Raw genomic sequence first — 21,915 nt, 5'->3', positions numbered from 1 at the left:
TTAAAACTATCCCAAAATTAAAGCTTGAATGTGATATAATGGCTCAAAATTAATTAATAAGGTTACTTATATAATGCAAATAGATGATACTCTTTTGAATAAATTAGAAAAACTCTCTGCCTTACAAATCAGTGATGAAAAAAGAGAAGAAGTAAAAAAACAACTAAGCGAGATTGTATCTTTTGTTGATATTTTAAATGAACTTGATCTAAGCAGCGATGAAGCTGTAGTTAGCTCTATAAAAGGTGGCACACCTTTAAGAGAAGATGAGCCAAGGCCGAATGATGTGATTGATACGATCTTAAAGTACGCTCCTTCACGTGAAGGGCATTTTTTTGCTGTACCAAAAATAATAGAATAATGGTAAAAATATGGATCTAATCGAACAGCTTCAGGCAAAGAATTTAAGTGTAAAAATACCAGAAGATAATAGCCTTAATAATCTTGCTGGCGATATAAAAACACTTTTAAAAACTGTTGTGAGTGATAAGGCAAGCGATCTTCATCTTGTTTCAAGATCCGAGCCACAAATAAGAGTAGATGGTGCTTTAAAACCTATTGATTTTGGCGTATTAAGTGGCAAGGATATAGAGAATTTATGTTTTGCTTTGATTACTGATGAACAAAAAAGTGAACTTGAGAATAATAAAGAGCTTGACTTTGCGATTGAGCTTCCAGATATTGGCCGCTTTCGTGGCAACTATTACTATACCATGAATGGCGATTTAGCTGCCGCTTTTCGTATAATCCCAATCAATATCCCATCTCTTGATGAGTTAAATGCCCCACAAATTTTTAAGCATATTATTAAGCGTGAAAAAGGTCTTATTTTGGTTACTGGACCGACAGGAAGTGGTAAATCAACAACTCTCGCAGCTATGCTTAATGAGATAAATTTAAATTATAGAAAGCATATTATTACAATTGAGGATCCAGTCGAGTTTGTGCATAACAATAAAAAAGCTCTATTTTCTCATAGAAATATCGGCACTGACGCAACTTCTTATTCAAGGGCTCTAAAATCTGCGGTTCGTGAAGATCCAGATATCATACTTGTGGGCGAGATGAGAGATAGAGAAACGATTTCAACGGCTATTACGGCGGCTGAGACCGGACACTTAGTCTTTGGTACGCTTCACACAAATTCAGCCATTCAAACTATAAATAGGATCGTTGATAGTTTCGATGGAAGTGAGCAATTACAAGTAAGAAATATGCTTAGTGTTTCGCTAACTGCTGTCGTTTCACAAAGCCTGATCCCAAAGATAGGCGGTGGAAGGTGTGCGGTGCATGAAATTTTAATAAACAATATGGCTATCTCAAACTTGATACGTGAAAACAAAATACATCAAATTTACTCTCAGATGCAGCTAAACCAGCAACAAACTGGTATGAGTACGCAAACTCAGGCTTTGATGAAAGTACTAAAAGAGGGTAAGGTTACAAAAGAAAATGCGCTAGCTTATTCAACTAGCCAGCAAGAACTTCAAAATTTAATAGGAACTATATAATGGATTTAGTAACGTGGTTTGATATCATTATTATTGCTCTTGTCTTGATGCTTGGCATAAAAGGCATATTAAATGGACTTATAAAAGAAGCATTCGGACTTATCGGACTTATCGGCGGCTTAATTATAGCTAGTAGATTTTCAGATCTATCTGGTGAGTTTATAACTAAAAATATATATAAATTTGAAAATCCTTCATTTTTACAGTTTGTCGCATTTATCTCTCTTTGGCTAGTTTTTTGGCTAGTTTGCTTGCTAGTTGGTAAATTTTTATCAAAAATAGTTTCAGTAAGCGGACTTGGTTTTTTGGATAGACTTGGTGGATTTGTTATGGGAAGTGGAAAAATTTTCTTAACATTTTCGGCAGTAGTTGCTGTAATATCTGGCACTTCGCTAAATAATATAATTGCTCCTTATTTTGCGAACAGTAAAGTTTATCCGGTTTTGATAGAAACTGGCAAATGGATAACAAATCTTGATGTAAAAAATATCAAAAGTGAGTTAGATGAGATAGTGGCAAGACCAATGGATACAAATAAAACTGACGCATTTATCTCAATGGATGCAAATGCTAGTGTAAATACCGACTCTAATATCACAAAAGGGGAATAAGATGATAGAAAATTTAGAATATGATGCGTTGCTTGAGAAATTCAAAAGAGTGCTTCGCGACAATGGTTTAAAATACACGAAACAGCGTGAAATTTTACTAAAAACGCTATATAACAATGGCGAACACTTTACTCCAGAAAGACTTTATCTTTTTATAAAAGAGACACACCCTGAGCTAAATATTGGTATCGCAACTGTTTATAGAACGCTAAATTTACTAGAAGAATCAGAGATGGTGACATCAATCAGCTTTGGTTCACAAGGTAAAAAATTTGAGCTTGCCACAAAGCCACATCACGACCATATGATATGCAGAAAGTGCGGCCTTATCATAGAATTTGAAGATCCAATGATAGAAAAAAGACAAATCAGTATCGCAAAAGATCATGGCTTTAAACTAACTGGCCATATGATGCAGCTTTATGGAATTTGTGAAAAATGCTCAAAAAATAATATAAAGGGAAAGTAAGGTGATATTTGACAACCAACATGAGATTCAACGACTACAAAGCATAGACGAGCTAAGAAATTTAGGAATTAATCCATATCCGCATTTTCTTAGAAGAGATATGAATATCTCTAAATTTAGACTAAAATTTAACTACATTAATGATACAGAAGAGAAAAAGGCCGAAGGTCAGCTAGTGGGTCTTGCAGGTAGAATAAAACTCATTCGTGATGCTGGAAAAGCGGTTTTTGCAAATATCGAAGATGAAGATGGAAATTTACAAATTTACTTTAGTAATAAAACGCTTGATCCAGAGTGGTTTAAAATCGTTAAAAAATACGTAGAGATAGGCGATATCGTCTATGTTAGAGGTTATGCATTTATAACAAGAACTGGCGAATTTTCTATGCATGTAAGCGAGCTTAGCCTTGCTTCAAAGTCGATAAGCCCACTTCCTGAGAAGTATCATGGTCTAGTTGATGTTGAGACAAGATATCGCCAAAGATATCTTGACATGATAATGAACCCTGAAGTTAGAGCTGATTTTAAAAGACGCTCAGTGATTATTAGTACGATTAGAAGATTTTTTGAAGAAAAAGGCTTTTTAGAAGTTGAAACACCAATGCTACATCCAATAGCAGGTGGTGCAAACGCAAAGCCATTTATCACTTTTCACAATGCCCTTGGAGTCGAGAGATACCTAAGGATTGCACCTGAATTATACCTCAAACGCCTTATAGTAGGTGGCTTTGAGGCTGTTTATGAGATGAATAGAAATTTTAGAAATGAAGGAATGGATCTTACTCATAATCCTGAGTTTACAAGTATAGAGTTTTACTGGGCATACCATAACTATCACGATTTAATGGGCATTACAGAGGATCTTTTTAATGTCATTTTAGACAAGCTAGATATGGAAAAAGTTGTAAATTTTGATGGCATGGAAATTGATTTTAGTAAGCCATTTAAGCGAATAAGCTACAAAAAAGCTCTCGTTGAGATCGGTGGACTAGATGAGAATGTCATAAATGACAAAGATAAAATTTTAGCAAAACTAAGAGCTGATGGCCTTGAAGCAAATGAGAAGCTTGATCTTGGCCACTTGCAGGCTGAGCTATTTGATAACTATGTAGAGAGCAAGCTTATACACCCAACATTTGTTATTGATTATCCGATTTCGATCAGTCCACTTTCAAGAAGAAGTGACGCAAACCCTGATGTGGCTGAGAGATTTGAGTTATTTATCGCTGGTCGCGAGCTAGCAAATGGCTTTAATGAGCTAAACGATCCAATCGATCAATATAATCGCTTCAAAGCGCAAATCGATGCTAAAAACGCAGGCGATGATGAGGCACATGAGATGGATGAGGACTATGTAAAAGCCCTAGGATACGGCATGCCACCAGTTGCAGGTGAGGGCATAGGCATCGATAGGCTTGTTATGCTTTTAACGGATAAAAAATCAATACGTGACGTTGTGCTCTTCCCAGCGATGAGACCACTTAAAAATGAGATAAAGGAGAATGAAAAATGAGTTTGCAAAGCTATGATAAAGACATTTACGATCTAGTAAATTTAGAGTTAAAACGCCAATGTGATCACCTTGAGATGATCGCTAGTGAAAATTTTACATATCCAGAAGTTATGGAAGTAATGGGCTCAATCCTAACAAACAAATACGCTGAAGGCTATCCTGGCAAGAGATATTATGGTGGCTGCGAATTTGTCGATGAGATCGAGCAAATAGCAATCGATAGATGTAAAGAGCTTTTTGGATGTGAATTTGCAAACGTTCAACCAAACTCTGGCTCTCAGGCAAATCAAGGCGTTTACGGCGCCTTACTTAATCCAGGTGATAAAATTTTAGGCATGGATCTAAGCCATGGTGGACACTTAACACACGGCGCAAAGGTAAGCAGCTCTGGCAAGATGTATGAGAGCTTTTTCTATGGCGTCGAGCTTGATGGCCGCATAAACTACGATAGAGTCATGGATATCGCAAAGATAGTAAAACCAAAAATGATCGTTTGTGGCGCAAGTGCATATACAAGAGAGATCGAGTTTAAAAAATTCCGTGAGATAGCTGACGCTGTTGGTGCGATACTCTTTGCAGACGTTGCCCACATCGCTGGTCTTGTTGTTGCTGGTGAGCATCAAAGTCCTTTCCCATACTGCGATGTCGTAAGCTCAACTACGCATAAAACATTAAGAGGCCCAAGAGGCGGTATCATTATGACAAACAACGAAGAGTATGCTAAGAAGATAAATGCCTCTATTTTTCCAGGCATTCAGGGCGGACCACTAGTTCATGTCATCGCAGCAAAGGCAGTTGGCTTTAAGCACAACCTTAGCCCTGAGTGGAAAATTTATGCTAAACAAGTAAAAGCAAATGCTAAAAAATTAGGTGAAGTGCTAATAAAAAGAGGCTTTGACCTAGTGAGTGGTGGCACTGATAACCACCTAATTTTGATGAGCTTTTTAAATAGGGATTTTAGCGGTAAGGACGCTGATATCGCTCTTGGAAATGCAGGCATAACAGTAAATAAAAATACGGTTCCAGGCGAGACAAGAAGCCCATTTATCACAAGTGGTATACGTGTTGGTAGTCCTGCGCTTACAGCTCGTGGTATGAAAGAGGCTGAGTTTGAACTAATAGCAAACAAAATAGCTGATGTGCTAAGCGATATAAACAACACATCTTTGCAAGAAAAGACAAAAGCTGAGCTAGTTGAACTTGCTCATAAATTTATAATCTATGATAAAGCGACATTTTGATGCAAAGTATTGATACGGCACTTATAAAGATTATTACAACTCACTACTATATCAAGCGTGATACGATCGTTAATAAAATAGAATATAGAGGCAAAATTTTCTTTGATAAATTTGAAAAGATCAACGAGCCACTGACCTATAATATTATGAAAGAGCATGAAGAGGGTAAGTCCGTTATTGCGCACTCTTTAATAAATGCATACGATAAAGTTGAAAATATAGTCTTTGACTATAACGGCAGAACCCCTGATAGATTTTGGCATAAAGCACAGCTTCTTTTAAGAGAAGAGGGCTTTATAAATTTTACAGCCTACGAGAGTAAGACGCCAGGACATCTGCATCTTTATGTGCATAAAGGCCACACTACGCTAAATGAGGCTTGCCAGCTAGCAAATATGCTCAACGCAAAGCTTTCACAGAAGCTGCCTAAAGAGTGGAGAATGTTTCCAAATATCGATATGCCAAAAGAATTTAACATACTAACTTTACCTTATAAGCTCTATCAAAAAGAGCGCGGGGCAAGTTGGTCAAAATATATGTAATTAAGGATAAAAAGTGGAAAACGATGAGTTAAAAGATATTCTTTTAGAAAGAGATGATGACGCAAGAGGATTGAAGCTAAAAAAACTTCTGATATTTATAGCAGCTCTTATTATACTTTTTTTGATCATTGTAGTGGCTATGAAGCTAGTAAATTCAAGTGATCCTTCACAAGCTCAAAATGAAGCTGATTCAAGACTAGTGCTTCCTCCAGTACCAGCTGAGCAGCCAGTAGATAGACAAGCTCCGATAGCTGATACAAATTCAGACAATAAAAAAGGCGATACACAGCTCTTTGAGCAAGTACCGATCGTGCCTGAAAATAAGCAACAAGATGAATTTGAAGATATGATCAAAAAGCTAAAAGATAAAGAAAACAATAAGCCTGTTTCTAAAACTGAAGAGCCAAAAGAGATAGTTAAGCCTATCGAAAAGCCTGCTGAAATACCAGCAAAAAAAGCTGAGACAAAGGTAGATACTCCAGTTAAAAAAGTCGAAAAAGTCGCAGCTACTGATAAAAAGAGCGAGGCAAAATCAGCTAAGACTGAAAATAAAGTAGATAAAAAGATTGAAAAGAAGGTTGAAACCAAAATAGAAAAAACGGATAAAAAAGCTGAAGTAGCTAAAACTGAACCTGCTACAAAAGGCTCTTATGTTCAAGTATTTGTGACTAGTAAATTTAATCCAAATGCTGAATATATGAAGAAGATCGCTGCTAAGGGATATAGCTACAAGACTATAAAAGTTGGTGAACTGACTAAAATTTTAGTTGGTCCATTTGATGAAAAAACGCTTCAAAAAGCAGTAGGTGATATTAGAAAAGATATCAATAAAGACGCTTTTATCTTTAAAGCAAAATGAAAACATTCGCAGTCTTTGGAGATCCAATAGCTCACTCGGTATCTCCGAGACTGCACAATAAGGCCATTGCGGACCTGGGCTTAAAAGCACTTTATACAAGAGTCTTGCTAAAAGATGGTAGCGAATTAATCAATAAATTTAAATCCTTAAAATTAAACGGTGCAAACGTAACACTTCCACATAAAGAGTGGGCTTTAAATTTAGCCGATGAAGCTTCAGATATAGCTCGTAAAATAGGCTCTGCAAATACTCTTGTGCTTAAAAATGACAAAATTTATGCTCACAATACAGATGCGCCTGGGTTTTTAAAGGCAATAAAAAATTTTAAAGATGTAAAAAAAGCTATTGTTCTTGGAGCTGGCGGTACTGCAAATGCCATAACTTATGCATTAAAAGAACAAGGCGTTGATGTTTGCATACTAAATAGAAGCAAAGATAGGCTTGAGAAATTTAAAAATGAATACAAATGCTTTAGTTGGGATAACTACGAAGAGCAAATATTTGATCTAGTTATTAACTCGACCTCTGCTGGCTTAAAGGATGTTTTTTTACCAGCACCTAAAGAAATTTTAAAAAGCATTTTTAAAGATGCTAAATTCGCATTTGATGTGATTTATGGTAAGCAAACACCATTTTTAGAAATGGCCAAGCAAAGCAGCCTTGGTGTAAAAGATGGTGCCGATATGCTTTTATATCAAGCAGTTCTAGCGCTAAATTTATTTTTTAACAATACACTTGATGAGTCAAAGATAGAGCACTCAATGAGAGAAATTTTCTATCTATAATAGCCACCAGTATTTATTTTTGTAAAAATTTATGGCTTGTATAAAAACGTTTTGATTAAAATTTTTATTGAAAGTAACTGGAGTAAATATAAAAGCAGGGAAAATCCCTGCTAAATTTTACTATTCGTTTGTTTTGATATAAGCGTAGTCTGAAATTTTAGTCCATTCTCTTGCTTTTTTAAGGAAAGCTCTTTGAGACTCAACGATCTCTTTAAATAACGGATCTTTAGCACTCTCTTCATCAAGAAGCTCATTTGTGGCTTTTTTAAGAGCTGCTATTACTTCTGGTGGGAAAGATTTTACTTGGATGTCTGGATACTCGCTCTTCATTTTATCCCAGTACTCGACATTTGAATAAAATACTTTTGTATTTGCATCTCTTGCTACTTCTGCTGCAGCTGCTTCAAAGATCGCTTTTAGGTCATCTGGAAGTTTTTCGTATGATTTTTTATTAAAGAAAAACTGAGTCTCACCGTTTGGCTCTTGCCAGCCTGTGTAGTAGTATTTTGCCACTTTGTGAAAGCCAAGTGCCATATCATAAGCTGGGCTAACCCATTCGACTGAGTCGATCGTTCCCATCTCAAGAGCCATATAAAGCTCACCAGTTGGGATAGTATTGATGTTAGCGCCAAGTTTAGCGTAAATTTCACCACCAAAGCCCGGAATTCTTATCTTTAAACCTTTGATATCATCTAGTGATTTTATCTCTTTTTTAAACCAGCCACCCATTTGCATGCCGGTATTTCCAGCTCTAAAAATTTTGATATTGTATGGATCGTAAACTTTTGCCTCAAGCTCCTTACCACCGCCAAATTCATACCAAGCTGTTTGCTCGTCAGTATTCATCATAAATGGAGTTGCTGTAAAAAATATAGTTTTAGCATCTTTGCCTTTATAATAATAGCTACTTGTGTAGGTAATGTCGTATTGACCGCTTTTAGCAAAATCAAGCATTGCAAAAGGTGATTTATGCTTTGATGGATAATCAATCCTTAGCTCAAGTCTGCCATTACTCATCTTTTCAACTTTATCCTTTAGCTCTTTTGGCACATCACCAAGCACTGGCATAGTGCTCTCCCATGAGCTAGCAAGCTTTAGCTTATAAACTTTATCATCTCCCATAGCAACGCAAGCAACAGCTGCTAGACCAAGAGACGCTAATAAAAATTTATTCATATCTTCTCCTTTGAAATTTTGACTATTATACAAAAAATTACATTATTAAAATGTGTTATAATCGCAAAAATCAAATTTATGGGGCATAAAATGATAAAAAAGACGAAAATCGTAGCTACTTTGGGGCCAGCAAGTGATAATGAAGAGACAATGGAAGCGATGGTAAAAGCGGGTGTTAATGTCTTTCGTTTAAATTTTAGCCATGGGACACACGAATACCATAAATCAAACATTGACAAGATAAGAAATATCGAAAAAAGGCTAAATAAAAGAATAGGAATTTTACAAGATATCTGCGGCCCAAAGATCAGAGTTGGCAAGCTTAGTGAGCCATTTTATCTAAAGGCCGGTGATGAACTTAGTATCCATGCTGATGAGATCATCGGTGAAAAAGTGGAAAACGGAATTTATAAAGTAAGCCTAAACCAGCCTCAAATTTTGCCTATGCTGAAAGTTGGCGAGTATGTCTATCTCTATGATGGCTCTATAAGAGCAAAGGTTGTCAGCGAAGGTAAAGAAATAGTAAAAACTATCATTGAAAATGATGGAATTTTAAACTCAAATAAAGGCGTGAATTTCCCAAATACGGCTCTTGGCATCGATATCATCACACCAAAAGACAAAGAAGATATGAAATTTGGCGCAAAGCATGGTGTAAATTTTGTTGCTATTAGCTTCGTGCAAGATGCAAATGACGTAATAAAGGCAAAAAATATCTTAAAAGAATTTGGCTCAAGAGCTGCTGTTTTATCTAAGATCGAGAAATTTGATGCGGTTGAAAATATAGATGATATCATCGCAAAGAGTGATGGTATCATGGTGGCTCGTGGCGATCTTGGCATAGAAGTGCCATTTTATAAGGTTCCAACTATCCAAAAGCTCATCATCAAAAAGGCAAATGCAGCAAGCAAGCCAGTCATCACAGCAACTCAGATGATGCTAAGTATGGCAGAGCATGAGACTGCCACAAGAGCAGAGATCAGTGATGTGGCAAATGCCGTGCTAGACGGCACTGATGCTGTTATGCTAAGTGAAGAGAGTGCGATCGGTAAAAACCCAGTCGCAGTCGTGGAGGCGATGAGTAAAACGATCATCCAAACTCAAAGCATCTATCCATATAATAAATTTGATGAGTTTGACTTTTTTGACGAGACTGATATGGTGGCAAGTAGCGCCGCATCTCTTGCTGTTCGCATAAAAGCAGATGCATTAATCTCAATCACTGGCTCAGGAAAATCGGCTATAAAATTAGCTAGAAACCGCACAAATATCGACATCATTGCAGTCGCTCACGATGAGCAAACAGCTCACATGCTTACCCTTGCTTGGGGTGTTACGCCAGCGCTTGTACTAGAAAAAACAAAGCTTAGCTCACTTTTAGCAAATGTCATGAAAAAGGCGTATGAAGAGGGATATGTTGAACACGACAAGACTTATCTTGTCACAGCCGGTCACCCTACGGGTGTTGAGGGTAGCACGAACCTTATACGTATCATCAGACGCGATCAGCTTGATTATTATTTGGAGCTTGCAACTGAGTAAATTTATACTCTCTTGCAAATTTTAAAATCTTACTCTCTCACCTTAGCAAACTAGTAAATTTAGGCCACACTTCGTTTAGCACTAAATTTAGGGCCGTGGTATGCTCGATAATAAATTTTATAATTTGCTGGAAATTTAATATAACGCATGCAGTACGTTAGTACTGAGGCATGCCACTTCTAACGTCGTCGGGGTTAGGGGATTGTTAAGGGGAAGGGAGCGACTTCGTAATTCAAGCCTCTTCCCCCCTTAACAAAAGAAACAAACGTTTAAATTTAACTAGATTGCTTTGTAAATTTTAAAACTTTCATCCACTCGCAAGAATTGACTACTAAAATTTGGCTTCACTTAACGCTTAGCTCAAATTTTAGAGCTGAAATTACTCGCTCATGAAATTTTAAAATTTGTATGAAATTTACTTGTAAAAATTAGGATATATAAAATTTATTTTGAAAGAATTTGTGACGCTAAATTTAACGCCACAAATTAAATTTATTTTTTCTTTTTGCCTTTTGGCTCATCGCCTTTAAACCAGCTTTTTATCTTATCAAAGACGCTTTCATCGGTATTTGATTTACCTGATTCTATGCCAAAGCTAGCTTGAAGCTTATTTAAAAGCTCTTTTTGCTCATCGCTTAGTTTTTCAGGCGTTTGAATAGAAATTTGCGCTACGAGCCTACCTTTTTTACGCGAATTTACGCTTTTGATACCTTCACTTTCAAAGATAAATTGCTGCTTGTCCTTTGCTCCAACAGGTAGTTTTAGCTCAGTTTCTCCTCGAAGCGTTGGAATTTTTATACTCTCGCCAAGTATAGCTTGCGTGAAAAAGACAGGAATTTCTAGATAAATATCGTCGTTGTGACGAATGAAATGCTTGTCTTCTTTTACGTTTATACTTACATAAAGATCGCCTTGAACGCCGTTTGTACCGATATTGCCTTTGCCAGCTACTCTCATTCTCATACCGCTATCAACGCCCTCAGGAATAGTAATCTTTACAGTTTGTTGCTGGATTTTATAAGCTTTTGCATTACAATCAGGGCATGGTTCGCTTATTACTTCACCGCTTCCGTGGCAATATGGACACTCTTGGACGATATTCATAAAGCCATTTCCACGTGTTATCCTGCCACTTCCGCCACAGTACTGGCAAGTCTTGCTCTTGCCATCTTTACTGCCAGTCGCATTGCATGTTGGGCAAGGCACTTTTTGATCAAATTTTATCTCTTTTTCACAACCAAAAATAGCTTCGTTAAACTCCAAATTTATAGGAATTTCAAGATCGGCTGAGTATTTTTCTGAGTATCTTTTTCTCTGTCTAGAACTACTCGCAAAACCGCCGCCAAAAAATGAGTCAAAAATATCTGAAAGATCAAAATCGGCACTAAATCCGCCACCGCTACCAAATCGACCCTCAAGGCCTTCTTTGCCATATCTGTCGTAGATAGAGCGTTTTTGCTCGTCGCTTAAAACTTGATAAGCTTCATTTATCTGTTTAAATTTTAGTTCAGCCTCTTTGTCGCCAGAATTTCTATCTGGGTGATATTTTAAAGCAAGTCTTCTAAAGGCTTTTTTGATCTCATCTCCGCTTGCATTTCTTGAAATTTCAAGGATTTCGTAATAGTCAAATTCCACATTTTTCCTTGTTAATTAAGCTTATTTTAAATATGGGATTTTACCCAAAAAAGTTTAAATTTAAAAAAGAATTTACATTTTTGCCGTATAATCTCTACTATTTTTAATAAAAAGGATAATTCATGGTTAATGTTTTAATGATAGAAGACGATCCAGAATTTGCGCAAATTTTATCTGAATATCTTGATAGTTTTAATATAAAAGTTACGAATTTTGAAGATCCATATTTAGGACTTAGTGCTGGGATAAAAAACTATGATTTGTTAATACTTGATCTTACTTTGCCGGGCATTGATGGGCTTGAGGTTTGTAAAGAAATTCGCCAAAAATATGATATTCCTATTATCATAAGCTCAGCTAGAAGTGATATTAGTGACAAGGTTGTTGGACTTCAGCTTGGTGCTGATGATTATTTGCCAAAACCATACGATCCAAAAGAGATGTATGCTCGTATCACAAGTCTTATTAGAAGATACAAAAAGACAAATGAAGTACAAGAAGAGGTCGTTGATAGCGCATTTAGGATCGATGATAAACGTCACGAAATTTACTTTAATAATGAGCCGTTAGCGCTTACTCCAGCTGAGTATGAAATTTTAACTTATCTCATTAAGCAACACAGCTTTTCAGTATCACGCGAACAGCTAGTTTATAACTGCAAAAGCCTAAAAGATAAAGATTCAAAGAGCTTAGATGTTATTATCGGACGCCTTAGATCAAAAATCGGTGATAGCTCAAAAGCCCCAAAACATATATTTTCAGTAAGAGGCATAGGATATAAGCTTATCGGATGAAATATTCCATAACTACGAAGATAACTATTATCTTTGCCATAGCTTTCTCATTGATGTGTTTGCTCTTTGTAACCTTTGCAAACATTCAGCAAGAGAGCGCTTTAGAAAAACTAAAGGATAGACAAATAAGTGCGATGAACTATCTTGTCGCACTCTATGAACGCGGAAATCCCCCAAGGGATTTAGAACATTATTTTAAAAATTTTTACTTAGAGTATGTTGGAAATAAAAATTTAGCCACTTCAATAGCTACAAATGGAACTGTTGTTTTTACGCAGCACACACCTCTTGGAGTGGTGCAATCGGTTAATTATAAAGGTGATTTGTATTTGCTTATTAAAAACCCATCTTTTCAGCTACTTCTTGAAAGTAATGATGCAAGACACGTAAATGATCCGCTTTGGGTCGCATTTTTGATAGTTTCAGCCCTTCTCATCTCACTTTATGTTTCTGTTCTTAGAAGTCTTTCACCACTTAGAAGGCTTAGTAAAGATATCAGAAAATTTGCCAGTGGAAATATGGAAATGGCGATGACGGCTAGGCTAAATGAAAACGAGCAAGACGAGATCGGACAAGTCGCTGTTGAGTTTGATAATGCCGTTTGCAAGATAAGAGAGCTCATCCGCTCAAGGCAGCTATTTTTGCGTGCGATCATGCATGAGCTAAAGACTCCTATTGGCAAGGGCAGGATCGTCTCTGAAATGGTCGCAAATGAGACCCAAAAAATGAGGCTCATCAATGTGTTTGAGCGCCTCGAGATGCTTATAAATGAATTTAGTAAGGTCGAGCAGCTTCTTTCAAAAAGCTACGCGCTAAACTATCAAGAGTGCCATTTTTCACTCATTTTAGAGCAGGTGCAAGATATGCTCATGCTTGATAAATTTGAAGAGCGAGTGAGCTGTGATATTAGAGATGATGTTATATTAAGAGTGGATTTTCAGCTTTTTAGTTTGGCGATTAAAAATTTGATAGACAATGCCCTAAAATACGCGGAGGACAAGAAAGCCATCTTGATCTGCGATAGCGAATTTATAGCGGTTAAAAATTTAGGTAAAAAGCTAAATCACCCTATCGACTACTACAAACAAGCCTTTGTTAGAGGCGACAAGGTGAGTGCTGGGAGTGGCATGGGGCTTGGACTTTACATCATCGAGCAAATTTGCCAGATGCAAAAATTTGAACTAGTTTATGACTACGAAGACGGCTATCACGTCTTTAAAATTTTACTTCGTGCAAAGGCAAAACGCGCATGAAAAGGGGCTTAGAGAAATTTAATGAGCTAACTGAGTCATTTGCTAAGCTACCAGGTGTCGGTAAAAAATCAGCCGCGAGATTTGCCTACTTTGTCTGCATGCAAGATAGCTTTGCAGGGCTAAGGCTGGCGCAAAATATCGAAGATGCGGTTAGGTTTATCAAACGCTGTGAGCGTTGTGGTGGGCTAAGCGAAAATGAAATTTGCGACATTTGCAGCGACGAGAGCAGGGACAGCGAGGTCATCTTGCTAGTTGAGAGCCCAAAAGATATCTTGGTTTTTGAGCAAAATGGCATCTACAACGGCCTTTACTTCGTGCTTGACGAGATCGACGAGGACGCCATAGAGAGGTTGCGAAGTGCTATCAAGCAAAATGGCTCAAAAGAGGTCGTCTTTGCTTTTACACCTGGGTTAAATTCTGACGCACTTATGCTTTACGTTGAGGATAAGCTAGGGATGAGTGAAATTTCATTTAGCAAGATCGCCCAGGGCGTGCCAACTGGTGTAAATTTAGAAAACGTCGATATGCTCTCACTCCTAAAAGCCTACGAGAGCCGCACAAAAGCCTAATTAAAATTTCTTTTAGTTATAATCTCACCTAAATTTATAATATTTAGTCCGCACAGCCGCCGCTAAATTTAAAAGGATAGAGATTGATTTTACTTATAGATAACTACGATAGTTTTGTCTTCAACGTCGAGCAGTACGTAAAAGAGCTCACAAACGAAGAGGTTAGATGCGTTAGAAACGACAAGATAACGCTTGATGAGATAAAAAAACTAAACCCAAGTAAGATCATCCTAAGCCCAGGGCCAAAGCACCCACAAGATAGCGGAGTTTGTTTAGAAATTTTGCAGGCAGATCTTGGCGTGCCGGTGCTTGGAATTTGCCTTGGACATCAAGCTATAGGGCTTAGTTTTGGCGCAAAGATAAAAAGACTAGATGACCCACTACACGGCAAAACCTCGTTTATTGACGTGAAAAATAAAGAGCCACTTTTTGCTGGGCTGCCTGAGCGCTTTGAGGTTATGCGCTACCACTCACTTTATGTTGATGAGCTCCCAGCTAGCTTGAGCGCTGACGCAGTGAGCGATGATGGCGTAGTTATGGCACTTAGCGTTAAAGATAAGCCGATCTTTGGGATCCAGTTTCACCCAGAGAGCTACTTCACGCAATATGGCAAAAAGATCGTTGAAAATTTTGTAAATTACAAGGCAAAAAAAGAGGTAAAAGAGCCTAAAATTCGCTCACTCAAGCCATATCTTATCAAGCTTCAAGAGAACATCCCGCTTGATGATAGCGACTTTGAGCAAATTTGCGAGATAATAGCCAGCAAAGAGTACGAGATCGTGCAGCTTTCAGCCCTTTTGGTGCTCATTAGCGAAAAGAGCCTCTATCCAAAAAGCCTCGCTGCGCTTGCAAAAAATATCCTAAAATACTCGCAAACTTACCGCGACGATACGCCTATGATCGATCTTTGCGGCACTGGAGGCGATGGCTTTAAGACGATAAATATCTCAACTACAGTTGCATTTATCCTTGCAAGCCTTGGCATAAAGGTCGCAAAACACGGCAACAAGGCAGTTTCAAGCAAGTCTGGCAGCTCTGATGTGCTTGAAATTTTAGGCGTAAAAAGTGAAAAATCACTGGCAAAACAGCGTGAAAATTTAGCCAGTAAAAATTTAGCCTTTTTCCACGCGCCATTTTTCCATCCGCTAGTTGGTGAGGTGAGAGAAGTGCGCCAAAGACTTGGCATAAGAACCGTATTTAACGTGCTTGGACCGCTTTTAAATCCAAATTTAAACCTTACAAATCAGCTAGTTGGCGTCTATCATAAGCCTGTCCTAAAACTCTACGCCCAGACGCTTAAGATCCTTGGTAGAAAGCACGCTTTGGTCGTTCGCGGCGATGACGGACTAGATGAGATCACGCTTTGCAGTGAAACAAGCGTTGTGGAGCTAAAAAATGGCGAAATTTTTGAATATAGCATCACGCCAGAGCAGTTTGGCTTTAAAAGAACGCTTCACAGCGACATTGAGGGTGGCACACCTGAAGAAAACGCTAAAACCTTGATACGCACGCTAAAAGGCGAGGAGCAGGGGGCGAAATTTGACATCGTGGTCTTTAACGCAATGTTTGCACTCTACGCGGCTGATGGCGCAAAGAGCCCAGACGAGGCCAAAAAAATGGTTTTAGAGGCGATAAATTCTGGTAAGGCGTATAAATTTTATGAAGAGTTTATAAAGGCACAAGCGTAATGGCGCTAGTTAAAATTTGTGGCATCAAAACGCTAGATGAGGCAAGTGCGGTTTGCGCTTTGGATGTTGATTTTATAGGGTTAATATTTGCTAAAAGCAAAAGAAAGGTCGAGCTAAATTTAGCTAGGCAGATAGCGAAATTTGCTCACAGCAAGGGCAAAAAAGTAGTTGGTGTTTTTGCTTTGCAAAGTGAGTGTGAGATAATGGAAATTTGCCAGTTTGCTGGTCTTGACGTGGCTCAGGTGCATGGAGTGGTGAGTGAAAATTTAGGCGCAAATTTAAAAGATATGGGGCTTGAGATTTGGCAGGTTTTTAGCGTGAAAGATAGCTTGCCAGAGGTTGATTTTAAGCATTTTGACATGGCGCTTTTTGACTGTAAGGGCGAAAATGCCGGCGGAAACGGCACTAGCTTTGAGTGGGAAATTTTAAAAGAGGTTAAGTTTAAATTTGGCATGGCTGGGGGCATAAGCGAGCACAATATAAAAGAAGCGCTGAAATTTAAGCCATATCTAGTCGATATCAATTCAAAAGTCGAGGATGAAAACGGCATAAAAGATGCGCAAAAGATAGAGAGAATTTTAAAGATCATAGGTGTGAGGTAGAAGATGAATAGTAAAGCATATTTTGGAAAATTTGGCGGGCAGTTCGTGCCTGAGACGGTGATGTTTGCCCTTGATGAGCTAGAAAATGCTTATGAGAGCATCGCAAAGACAAAAGAGTTTAAAGACGAGCTTGATGATCTTTTGAAAAACTACGTTGGCAGGCCTAGTCCGCTCTTTTTTGCAAAGCGCCTGAGCGAGCACTACGGACATGAAATTTACCTAAAAAGAGAGGATCTAAACCACACGGGCGCACACAAGATAAATAATGCCCTAGCTCAAGCACTGCTTGCTAAAAAGATGGGTAAAAAGAAAATTTTAGCTGAGACTGGAGCTGGCCAGCACGGCGTGGCAACAGCGACTGCAGCGGCACTTTTGGGCTTAGAGTGTGATGTGTATATGGGTGCAACAGACGTGGCTAGACAGCAGCTAAATGCCTTTCGTATGAAGCTTCTTGGCGCAAAGGTGGTGAGCGTGGAAGATGGCTTAAAAACTCTAAAAGAGGCGACTACGGCGGCCATACAAGCGTGGGTAAATGAGATAGAGAGCGCATTTTACGTCATTGGCTCAGCCGTTGGCCCGCACCCATATCCAAAGATCGTGCGTGACTTCCAAAGCATCATCGGTACAGAGGCCAAAGCTCAGCTTGAAAATTATGGCAAAAAGGCGGACTATGTCATCGCCTGCGTTGGCGGCGGCAGCAATGCTATTGGCATTTTTAGCGCATTTTTAGATGATAAGAGCGTAAATTTGGTAGGTATCGAGGCTGGAGGCCTTGGCATAGAGACGCCTTATCACGCAGCTACGCTTAGCAAAGGCAAAACTGGCATCATCCACGGCATGAAAACTACGGTCTTGCAAGATGAGTATGGTATGATCTCGCCAGTGCATAGCATCTCAGCAGGCTTAGACTACCCAGGCATCGGTCCAGAGCATGCTCATCTAAACGACATCAAAAGGGTAAAATATGAAGCCGTGACCGATGATGAGTGCATAAATGCTCTTTATTTCTTAAGCAAGATGGAGGGCATCATCCCAGCCATCGAGAGTGCGCATGCACTAGCGTATCTGGAGAAGCTTTGTCCAAAACTTGATAAAAAAAGCGTCATCGTCGTAAACGTCTCAGGCAGGGGCGATAAGGACATAAATACAGTTATCGGCTATGAAAAAGGAAAAATTTATGGATAAGGTAAGAAGCGCATTTAGCGGCAAAAAGGCAAACATTGGCTACATCGTGGCTGGATATCCAAGCCTAGAAAAAACGAAGGAATTTTTAGAAAATTTGAACGAGAGCACACTTGATCTAGTTGAGATCGGTATCCCTTACTCTGACCCGCTGGCTGACGGAAAACTCATCGCGCAAGCTAGTTTTGAGACGGTACAAAATGGCGTAAATACTGACTTTGTCTTTGATATGCTTGAGAGTTGTAAGGCAAAAGTGACAAAGCCACTTGTTTTTCTGGTCTATTACAACATCATCTTTGCTTACGGCGTTGATAAATTTTTAAAAAGATCAGTTGAGGCTGGAATTAGCGGCTTTATCGTGCCGGATCTGCCTTGCGAGGAGTGCGAGGAATTTGCTCTGAAGTGCAAGGAGCTAAATTTAAGCCTGATACCACTTATCAGCGTCACATCTGGTAGTAGAGCGGATGGAATTTTAAAATTTGGCTCAGGGTTTATCTACGCTCTTGGCGCAATCGGCGTTAGCGGTTCAAAAAGGGCTGATGAAGATAGGATAAAAAATTTGGTCCTAGAGCTTAAGAAAAAGAGTAATTTGCCGGTGGCTGTGGGCTTTGGTATAAAAAACAAAGATGATGTTAATGAAGTAAAAAAATATGCTGACGGAGCGATAATAGGTACGCAAATAGTTAAGCTTTGTGCCGAATTTAGTGGTGAAAAGCTAGCAAAAGAGATAGATAAACTCTTTTAAAATGCTTAATAAATTTATAGCTAATTTAGTAAAGCCAAAGTATAATTGAAAATGCATTTCAAGTCTTAAGGAAGAGATATGAGAAAAGTTATAGATGAAGCTACAAGCTATCTTTGCAAGGATACTTTAGGGCTAGATTTAGAGTTTGGCAAGAGTCTGGGCAAAGGATTTTACGGAGCTAGTATACCAGTCTATAAGGGCAAGAGCGAGTATCATTTTTACCTATTTTTTAAAAAAGATACTTTGAAAATTTTTATGAATGCCTTTTTTGGTCACGAAGATGTTGATGGTGGCGATCTGGACGATCTTTGCAAAGAGATAGCAAATCAGATCATTGGCAAAGCTAAAAATTTACTAAATGAAAAAGAGCCAAATGCTTATAAACTTGGAACGCCTGAATTTTTAGGTGAAGTTGAAAATTTTGGCATAAAGCTAAAAGAGAAATTTGTATACAAAATAAAAAATAGAACATTTCAAATAGGCTACGACATACAATGAACGACGAGAGTGCGATAGAGACGCTAGAGCAGCTAGGGCTTTTTAAGAGCTATGATGAGCTTATGGATATAAGCGTTGATTTTATAGCTGAGCTAGGAACTACCACGGTTAGCATAAATGAACTTTTGAAATTTGAAGCTGGCTCGGTCATAGACCTCGAAAAGCCAGCTGGTGAGAGTGTGGAGTTATATATAAATAATAGAATTTTTGGAAAAGGCGAAGTAATGGTTTATGAGAAAAATTTAGCCATCAGGATAAATGAAATTTTGGATTCAAAGTCAGTTATTCAGTACTTCAAAAAAGAACTTTTATGAAATTTATACTATTTTTCTTACTTTTTGCAACTCAAATTCTAGCTTCAAACCTATTAACTTATAATATCTATGAACGTGCCGATAGAGTCGATATTATGCTTAGCTTTGATGCACCTTATGAAGGAAATATCTTTCAAAAGCGCGAAAAAGACACAACATCTTTGATATTAAATTCGCTAAATTACGATCAAAGTGCTAGTAAAGACATAAACTCAAAGATTATTCAAGAGCTTGAGATAGAGCCAAAGCAAAACTCGCTTGTCTTAAATTTGCGCTCAAATGATGCTATTATCGTAAATGCTTCAAAGACGACCGATAGTTTTGGACTTCGCATTCGTGTAACTCTAAAAAATGCAAAACCTCAAATACAAAATATGCCTCAAGCTAGTGCAAAAATAGAAACCCCTGGTACTCCAAAGATAGATGAAGAGCCTATGCTGAATATAGACTCAAGGTATTTTATAGTTTTAAGTGTGCTTATTGCGCTTCTTGTATTTCTATATGTATTTAAAAGATATATTACTTCAAAGAGTAATGATTTTGGCGGATTTAAAGCACCTAGAAATCAGTCTCAAAATGATACAAAATCAATGAACTGGCTACTTAAAAATCAAAATAGTAACGTCAATATAATATATGAAAAATATCTTGATCGCACGAATAAACTAATGCTATTAAGCTATGAAAATAGGCGTTATTTAGTGATAGTTGGTAGCTCAAATGTAATGCTTGATAGCTTTGGTGAAGACAAGATACAAAACGAGCAAGATTTTGCTATATTTTTTGAAGAGAACAAGAAAAAACTAAGCTCATTTTTAGAAGAGCGAAAAAATAGTTTAAGTAACTATAAAGATAAAATGAGCGGAGAATTTTAGTAGTTTTAGCTAAAATTCTCATCCAATTTAAATTTTTAGCGTTAAAGCTAGTTTCAAAATTTATACAAACGAAATAGCAAAAATTTCAGGCTTTGTGATCTTTTTTATCTCTTCTTTTGCCATAGCAAATTCTTTTGCGCCTTCTATTTTTAGCGTATGCCCACTAAATTCGAAGTTTAAATTCAGCCTTTCACAGGTTAGATTAAGTGCCTTTGCTAGTGAGAGTATAAAACTTAGCCATCTTATACACTCGGCTTTTGGAAGTAAATTTTTATATCGCTCAAATTCATATATATTTTTCTTTCCGTTTGTGCCAATTACTACTGCAATCAATGCTTTTTGTTCATGCGAAAAGCCATAATTTAAGGCATTTAAGACTATATAGGCTGAGTTTTTATGATCGCCATAAAAGCCAATCTCTTGACCGACATTGTGAAGTTTTGCAGCAACTAAAAGTATTTCAAGATAGTTATCACTTAGACCGTGAAGCTTTTTTAATACCATAAATATATCTTTTGCATATCTTGTGACCGATTTATTGCATGATAATATAAAACGATCTTGCAAACTTTTGATACTTGGATTAAAATTTTGCGGAAATTTAAGGCTAGGGCGTAAAAAATCTTTTAAGAATACTCCCTCTCTTACGCCAACTCCACTTGTTATAATATTTTTGGCATTTAGAGCTTTGGCTAGGGCCAAAAAGATATGTGCACCCTCCCTAATGGTATCGTATCTATCTTTTTTAATAGGAAATTTATTTAGCTCAAGCACGCTAACGTTTGCGATGCTCTCGATGTAGGCTTGCTCGTCGCTAAGCTTGTAGCAAAAGCCATGCAGTGATGAGAGCGGATATAAATTTTTGCTCATTATGGCAGATGATATCGCTCTAAGAGAGCCACCAATAGCGATTATATTTTGGCATTTAAATCGCTCATCTATCTGTTTTGTAACTTGTTCTAAAAATTTTGGCAATTTATTTAAGTTTTTTTTATCAAAAAAAAGCTCTTTTAATCTAACTGTGCCAATGTCAAGTGAGAGTGTATCTATTATTTTACCTTTGCTTATTCTGGCGAGTTCAGTTGATCCGCCACCGATATCGATAGTGACGCATTTATCGATGTTATGGAGTAAATTTTTGGCTGCGATCGCACCAAAAGTAGCCTCTTCTTTGCCGTCAATGACTTTTAAATTTATACCAAGCTTTTTTCTTAAAAGAGAAATTAGAACATTTGCGTTTGGAGCATCCCTAAGCGCTGAAGTACCAACACATAAGACTTTATTGCATTTGTAGCTTTTTATGATATTTGAAAATTCGCTAAAGGCCTTTAGCGCTTTTTCCATTGAGCTTTCGGATATTTCATTGTTTGAGCCATATCCACCTTCGCCTAGACGCACTTTTGTTTTATATTCAGCTAGTATAAAAAATGCTAAGCGTGACGTTCTCTCAAATATCGCCATTCGCATAGAATTTGAGCCAAGGTCGATTACTGCGGTTCTCTTTGCCATTT

The 21,915-nt window shown here is 37.7% G+C and carries 23 protein-coding genes; 20 read left to right on the top strand and 3 right to left on the bottom strand.

Features of this window, described 5'->3' with window-relative positions:
• Nucleotides 1-73: 73 nt before the first annotated feature.
• The 9 genes from gatC to G5B98_RS07385 are packed head-to-tail and all read left to right on the top strand — an operon-like array spanning nucleotide 74 to nucleotide 7,531.
• On the top strand, nucleotides 74-361 hold the full coding sequence (gene gatC / locus G5B98_RS07425) for an Asp-tRNA(Asn)/Glu-tRNA(Gln) amidotransferase subunit GatC (RefSeq protein WP_084109555.1): 288 nt from the start codon (nucleotides 74-76) through the stop codon (nucleotides 359-361).
• A gap of 10 nt (nucleotides 362-371) precedes the next feature.
• Nucleotides 372-1,511, top strand: a complete 1,140-nt coding sequence (locus G5B98_RS07420; protein ID WP_196086538.1) for a type IV pilus twitching motility protein PilT — start codon at nucleotides 372-374, stop codon at nucleotides 1,509-1,511.
• Nucleotides 1,511-2,122: a CvpA family protein gene (locus tag G5B98_RS07415; protein ID WP_084041229.1), complete on the top strand. Its 612-nt coding sequence runs from the start codon at nucleotides 1,511-1,513 to the stop codon at nucleotides 2,120-2,122. The genes G5B98_RS07420 and G5B98_RS07415 overlap by 1 nt, the downstream gene beginning before the upstream one ends.
• 1 nt (nucleotide 2,123) lies before the next feature.
• Entirely contained in the window at nucleotides 2,124-2,591 is a 468-nt protein-coding gene (locus G5B98_RS07410) for a Fur family transcriptional regulator (RefSeq protein ID WP_021091630.1), read from the top strand.
• Between the two features lie 4 nt (nucleotides 2,592-2,595).
• A complete protein-coding gene (gene lysS, locus G5B98_RS07405; RefSeq protein WP_232524632.1) occupies nucleotides 2,596-4,104 on the top strand; it encodes a lysine--tRNA ligase in 1,509 nt (502 codons plus the stop codon).
• On the top strand, nucleotides 4,101-5,345 hold the full coding sequence (locus G5B98_RS07400) for a serine hydroxymethyltransferase (protein ID WP_084041231.1): 1,245 nt from the start codon (nucleotides 4,101-4,103) through the stop codon (nucleotides 5,343-5,345). Before lysS ends, G5B98_RS07400 begins: the two co-directional genes overlap by 4 nt.
• A complete protein-coding gene (locus G5B98_RS07395; protein WP_087579291.1) occupies nucleotides 5,345-5,887 on the top strand; it encodes a DUF1882 domain-containing protein in 543 nt (180 codons plus the stop codon). The genes G5B98_RS07400 and G5B98_RS07395 overlap by 1 nt, the downstream gene beginning before the upstream one ends.
• 13 nt (nucleotides 5,888-5,900) lie before the next feature.
• Nucleotides 5,901-6,746 carry an SPOR domain-containing protein gene (locus tag G5B98_RS07390; RefSeq protein WP_196086537.1) on the top strand — a complete coding sequence of 282 codons (846 nt, stop codon included), beginning with the start codon at nucleotides 5,901-5,903 and terminating at the stop codon, nucleotides 6,744-6,746.
• Nucleotides 6,743-7,531, top strand: a complete 789-nt coding sequence (locus tag G5B98_RS07385) for a shikimate dehydrogenase (protein WP_196086536.1) — start codon at nucleotides 6,743-6,745, stop codon at nucleotides 7,529-7,531. Before G5B98_RS07390 ends, G5B98_RS07385 begins: the two co-directional genes overlap by 4 nt.
• A gap of 120 nt (nucleotides 7,532-7,651) precedes the next feature.
• Here the strand turns inward: G5B98_RS07385 and G5B98_RS07380 are convergent, their stop codons facing one another.
• On the bottom strand, nucleotides 7,652-8,707 hold the full coding sequence (locus G5B98_RS07380) for a TRAP transporter substrate-binding protein (protein ID WP_021091622.1): 1,056 nt from the start codon (nucleotides 8,705-8,707) through the stop codon (nucleotides 7,652-7,654).
• A 90-nt stretch (nucleotides 8,708-8,797) separates the two neighbouring features.
• On the opposite strand from G5B98_RS07380, the gene pyk reads away from it, so the two are divergent.
• On the top strand, nucleotides 8,798-10,249 hold the full coding sequence (gene pyk / locus G5B98_RS07375; RefSeq protein WP_107775449.1) for a pyruvate kinase: 1,452 nt from the start codon (nucleotides 8,798-8,800) through the stop codon (nucleotides 10,247-10,249).
• A gap of 492 nt (nucleotides 10,250-10,741) precedes the next feature.
• On the opposite strand, the gene dnaJ is transcribed toward pyk, so the two are convergent.
• Entirely contained in the window at nucleotides 10,742-11,884 is a 1,143-nt protein-coding gene (gene dnaJ, locus G5B98_RS07370; protein WP_196086535.1) for a molecular chaperone DnaJ, read from the bottom strand.
• 122 nt (nucleotides 11,885-12,006) lie between these two features.
• Between dnaJ and G5B98_RS07365 the strand changes: the two genes are divergently transcribed.
• The 10 genes from G5B98_RS07365 to G5B98_RS07320 all read left to right on the top strand — a co-directional run bounded on the left by G5B98_RS07365 (nucleotide 12,007) and on the right by G5B98_RS07320 (nucleotide 20,404).
• Nucleotides 12,007-12,678 (top strand): response regulator transcription factor, encoded by a 672-nt coding sequence (locus tag G5B98_RS07365; protein WP_021091583.1) that lies wholly within the window; start codon nucleotides 12,007-12,009, stop codon nucleotides 12,676-12,678.
• Complete coding sequence (locus G5B98_RS07360) at nucleotides 12,675-13,931, top strand: ArsS family sensor histidine kinase (protein WP_087580335.1); 1,257 nt, start codon at nucleotides 12,675-12,677, stop codon at nucleotides 13,929-13,931. Before G5B98_RS07365 ends, G5B98_RS07360 begins: the two co-directional genes overlap by 4 nt.
• Complete coding sequence (gene recR, locus G5B98_RS07355; RefSeq protein WP_009294391.1) at nucleotides 13,928-14,500, top strand: recombination mediator RecR; 573 nt, start codon at nucleotides 13,928-13,930, stop codon at nucleotides 14,498-14,500. The genes G5B98_RS07360 and recR overlap by 4 nt, the downstream gene beginning before the upstream one ends.
• Before the next feature lie 83 nt (nucleotides 14,501-14,583).
• Complete coding sequence (gene trpD / locus G5B98_RS07350; protein ID WP_196086534.1) at nucleotides 14,584-16,188, top strand: anthranilate phosphoribosyltransferase; 1,605 nt, start codon at nucleotides 14,584-14,586, stop codon at nucleotides 16,186-16,188.
• Nucleotides 16,188-16,790 (top strand): phosphoribosylanthranilate isomerase, encoded by a 603-nt coding sequence (locus G5B98_RS07345; protein ID WP_196086533.1) that lies wholly within the window; start codon nucleotides 16,188-16,190, stop codon nucleotides 16,788-16,790. The genes trpD and G5B98_RS07345 overlap by 1 nt, the downstream gene beginning before the upstream one ends.
• Nucleotides 16,791-16,793: 3 nt before the next feature.
• On the top strand, nucleotides 16,794-17,975 hold the full coding sequence (gene trpB / locus G5B98_RS07340) for a tryptophan synthase subunit beta (RefSeq protein ID WP_196086532.1): 1,182 nt from the start codon (nucleotides 16,794-16,796) through the stop codon (nucleotides 17,973-17,975).
• Nucleotides 17,968-18,717: a tryptophan synthase subunit alpha gene (gene trpA / locus G5B98_RS07335; RefSeq protein ID WP_196086531.1), complete on the top strand. Its 750-nt coding sequence runs from the start codon at nucleotides 17,968-17,970 to the stop codon at nucleotides 18,715-18,717. The genes trpB and trpA overlap by 8 nt, the downstream gene beginning before the upstream one ends.
• Nucleotides 18,718-18,795: 78 nt before the next feature.
• Nucleotides 18,796-19,215 (top strand): chemotaxis protein CheX, encoded by a 420-nt coding sequence (locus tag G5B98_RS07330; protein ID WP_084041241.1) that lies wholly within the window; start codon nucleotides 18,796-18,798, stop codon nucleotides 19,213-19,215.
• Nucleotides 19,212-19,529 carry a flagellar motor switch protein FliN gene (fliN, locus tag G5B98_RS07325; protein WP_021091807.1) on the top strand — a complete coding sequence of 106 codons (318 nt, stop codon included), beginning with the start codon at nucleotides 19,212-19,214 and terminating at the stop codon, nucleotides 19,527-19,529. Before G5B98_RS07330 ends, fliN begins: the two co-directional genes overlap by 4 nt.
• A complete protein-coding gene (locus tag G5B98_RS07320; RefSeq protein ID WP_196086530.1) occupies nucleotides 19,526-20,404 on the top strand; it encodes an excinuclease ABC subunit A in 879 nt (292 codons plus the stop codon). The genes fliN and G5B98_RS07320 overlap by 4 nt, the downstream gene beginning before the upstream one ends.
• A 60-nt stretch (nucleotides 20,405-20,464) precedes the next feature.
• Here the strand turns inward: G5B98_RS07320 and G5B98_RS07315 are convergent, their stop codons facing one another.
• Entirely contained in the window at nucleotides 20,465-21,913 is a 1,449-nt protein-coding gene (locus tag G5B98_RS07315) for a Ppx/GppA phosphatase family protein (RefSeq protein ID WP_196086529.1), read from the bottom strand.
• Nucleotides 21,914-21,915 lie beyond the last annotated feature (2 nt).

Origin of the sequence: Campylobacter concisus, assembly GCF_015679985.1 — a bacterium.
Taxonomy (GTDB): Bacteria; Campylobacterota; Campylobacteria; order Campylobacterales; family Campylobacteraceae; genus Campylobacter_A; species Campylobacter_A concisus_AC.
Note: the sequence above shows the minus strand (reverse complement) of the source record. Positions and strands in the feature narration are given on the sequence as shown.

What these genes read in the sequence shown, in the direction of transcription:
- G5B98_RS07410 (WP_021091630.1), top strand. Translation starts at nt 2,124, where the DNA reads ATGATAGAAAATTTAGAATATGATGCGTTGCTTGAGAAATTCAAAAGA.
- pyk (WP_107775449.1), top strand. Translation starts at nt 8,798, where the DNA reads ATGATAAAAAAGACGAAAATCGTAGCTACTTTGGGGCCAGCAAGTGAT.
- trpB (WP_196086532.1), top strand. Translation starts at nt 16,794, where the DNA reads ATGAATAGTAAAGCATATTTTGGAAAATTTGGCGGGCAGTTCGTGCCT.
- G5B98_RS07415 (WP_084041229.1), top strand. Translation starts at nt 1,511, where the DNA reads ATGGATTTAGTAACGTGGTTTGATATCATTATTATTGCTCTTGTCTTG.
- G5B98_RS07345 (WP_196086533.1), top strand. Translation starts at nt 16,188, where the DNA reads ATGGCGCTAGTTAAAATTTGTGGCATCAAAACGCTAGATGAGGCAAGT.
- fliN (WP_021091807.1), top strand. Translation starts at nt 19,212, where the DNA reads ATGAACGACGAGAGTGCGATAGAGACGCTAGAGCAGCTAGGGCTTTTT.
- trpA (WP_196086531.1), top strand. Translation starts at nt 17,968, where the DNA reads ATGGATAAGGTAAGAAGCGCATTTAGCGGCAAAAAGGCAAACATTGGC.
- G5B98_RS07380 (WP_021091622.1), bottom strand. Translation starts at nt 8,707, where the DNA reads ATGAATAAATTTTTATTAGCGTCTCTTGGTCTAGCAGCTGTTGCTTGC.
- G5B98_RS07365 (WP_021091583.1), top strand. Translation starts at nt 12,007, where the DNA reads ATGGTTAATGTTTTAATGATAGAAGACGATCCAGAATTTGCGCAAATT.
- G5B98_RS07320 (WP_196086530.1), top strand. Translation starts at nt 19,526, where the DNA reads ATGAAATTTATACTATTTTTCTTACTTTTTGCAACTCAAATTCTAGCT.
- recR (WP_009294391.1), top strand. Translation starts at nt 13,928, where the DNA reads ATGAAAAGGGGCTTAGAGAAATTTAATGAGCTAACTGAGTCATTTGCT.
- G5B98_RS07360 (WP_087580335.1), top strand. Translation starts at nt 12,675, where the DNA reads ATGAAATATTCCATAACTACGAAGATAACTATTATCTTTGCCATAGCT.
- G5B98_RS07420 (WP_196086538.1), top strand. Translation starts at nt 372, where the DNA reads ATGGATCTAATCGAACAGCTTCAGGCAAAGAATTTAAGTGTAAAAATA.
- gatC (WP_084109555.1), top strand. Translation starts at nt 74, where the DNA reads ATGCAAATAGATGATACTCTTTTGAATAAATTAGAAAAACTCTCTGCC.
- G5B98_RS07400 (WP_084041231.1), top strand. Translation starts at nt 4,101, where the DNA reads ATGAGTTTGCAAAGCTATGATAAAGACATTTACGATCTAGTAAATTTA.
- G5B98_RS07330 (WP_084041241.1), top strand. Translation starts at nt 18,796, where the DNA reads ATGAGAAAAGTTATAGATGAAGCTACAAGCTATCTTTGCAAGGATACT.
- G5B98_RS07315 (WP_196086529.1), bottom strand. Translation starts at nt 21,913, where the DNA reads ATGGCAAAGAGAACCGCAGTAATCGACCTTGGCTCAAATTCTATGCGA.
- G5B98_RS07395 (WP_087579291.1), top strand. Translation starts at nt 5,345, where the DNA reads ATGCAAAGTATTGATACGGCACTTATAAAGATTATTACAACTCACTAC.
- G5B98_RS07385 (WP_196086536.1), top strand. Translation starts at nt 6,743, where the DNA reads ATGAAAACATTCGCAGTCTTTGGAGATCCAATAGCTCACTCGGTATCT.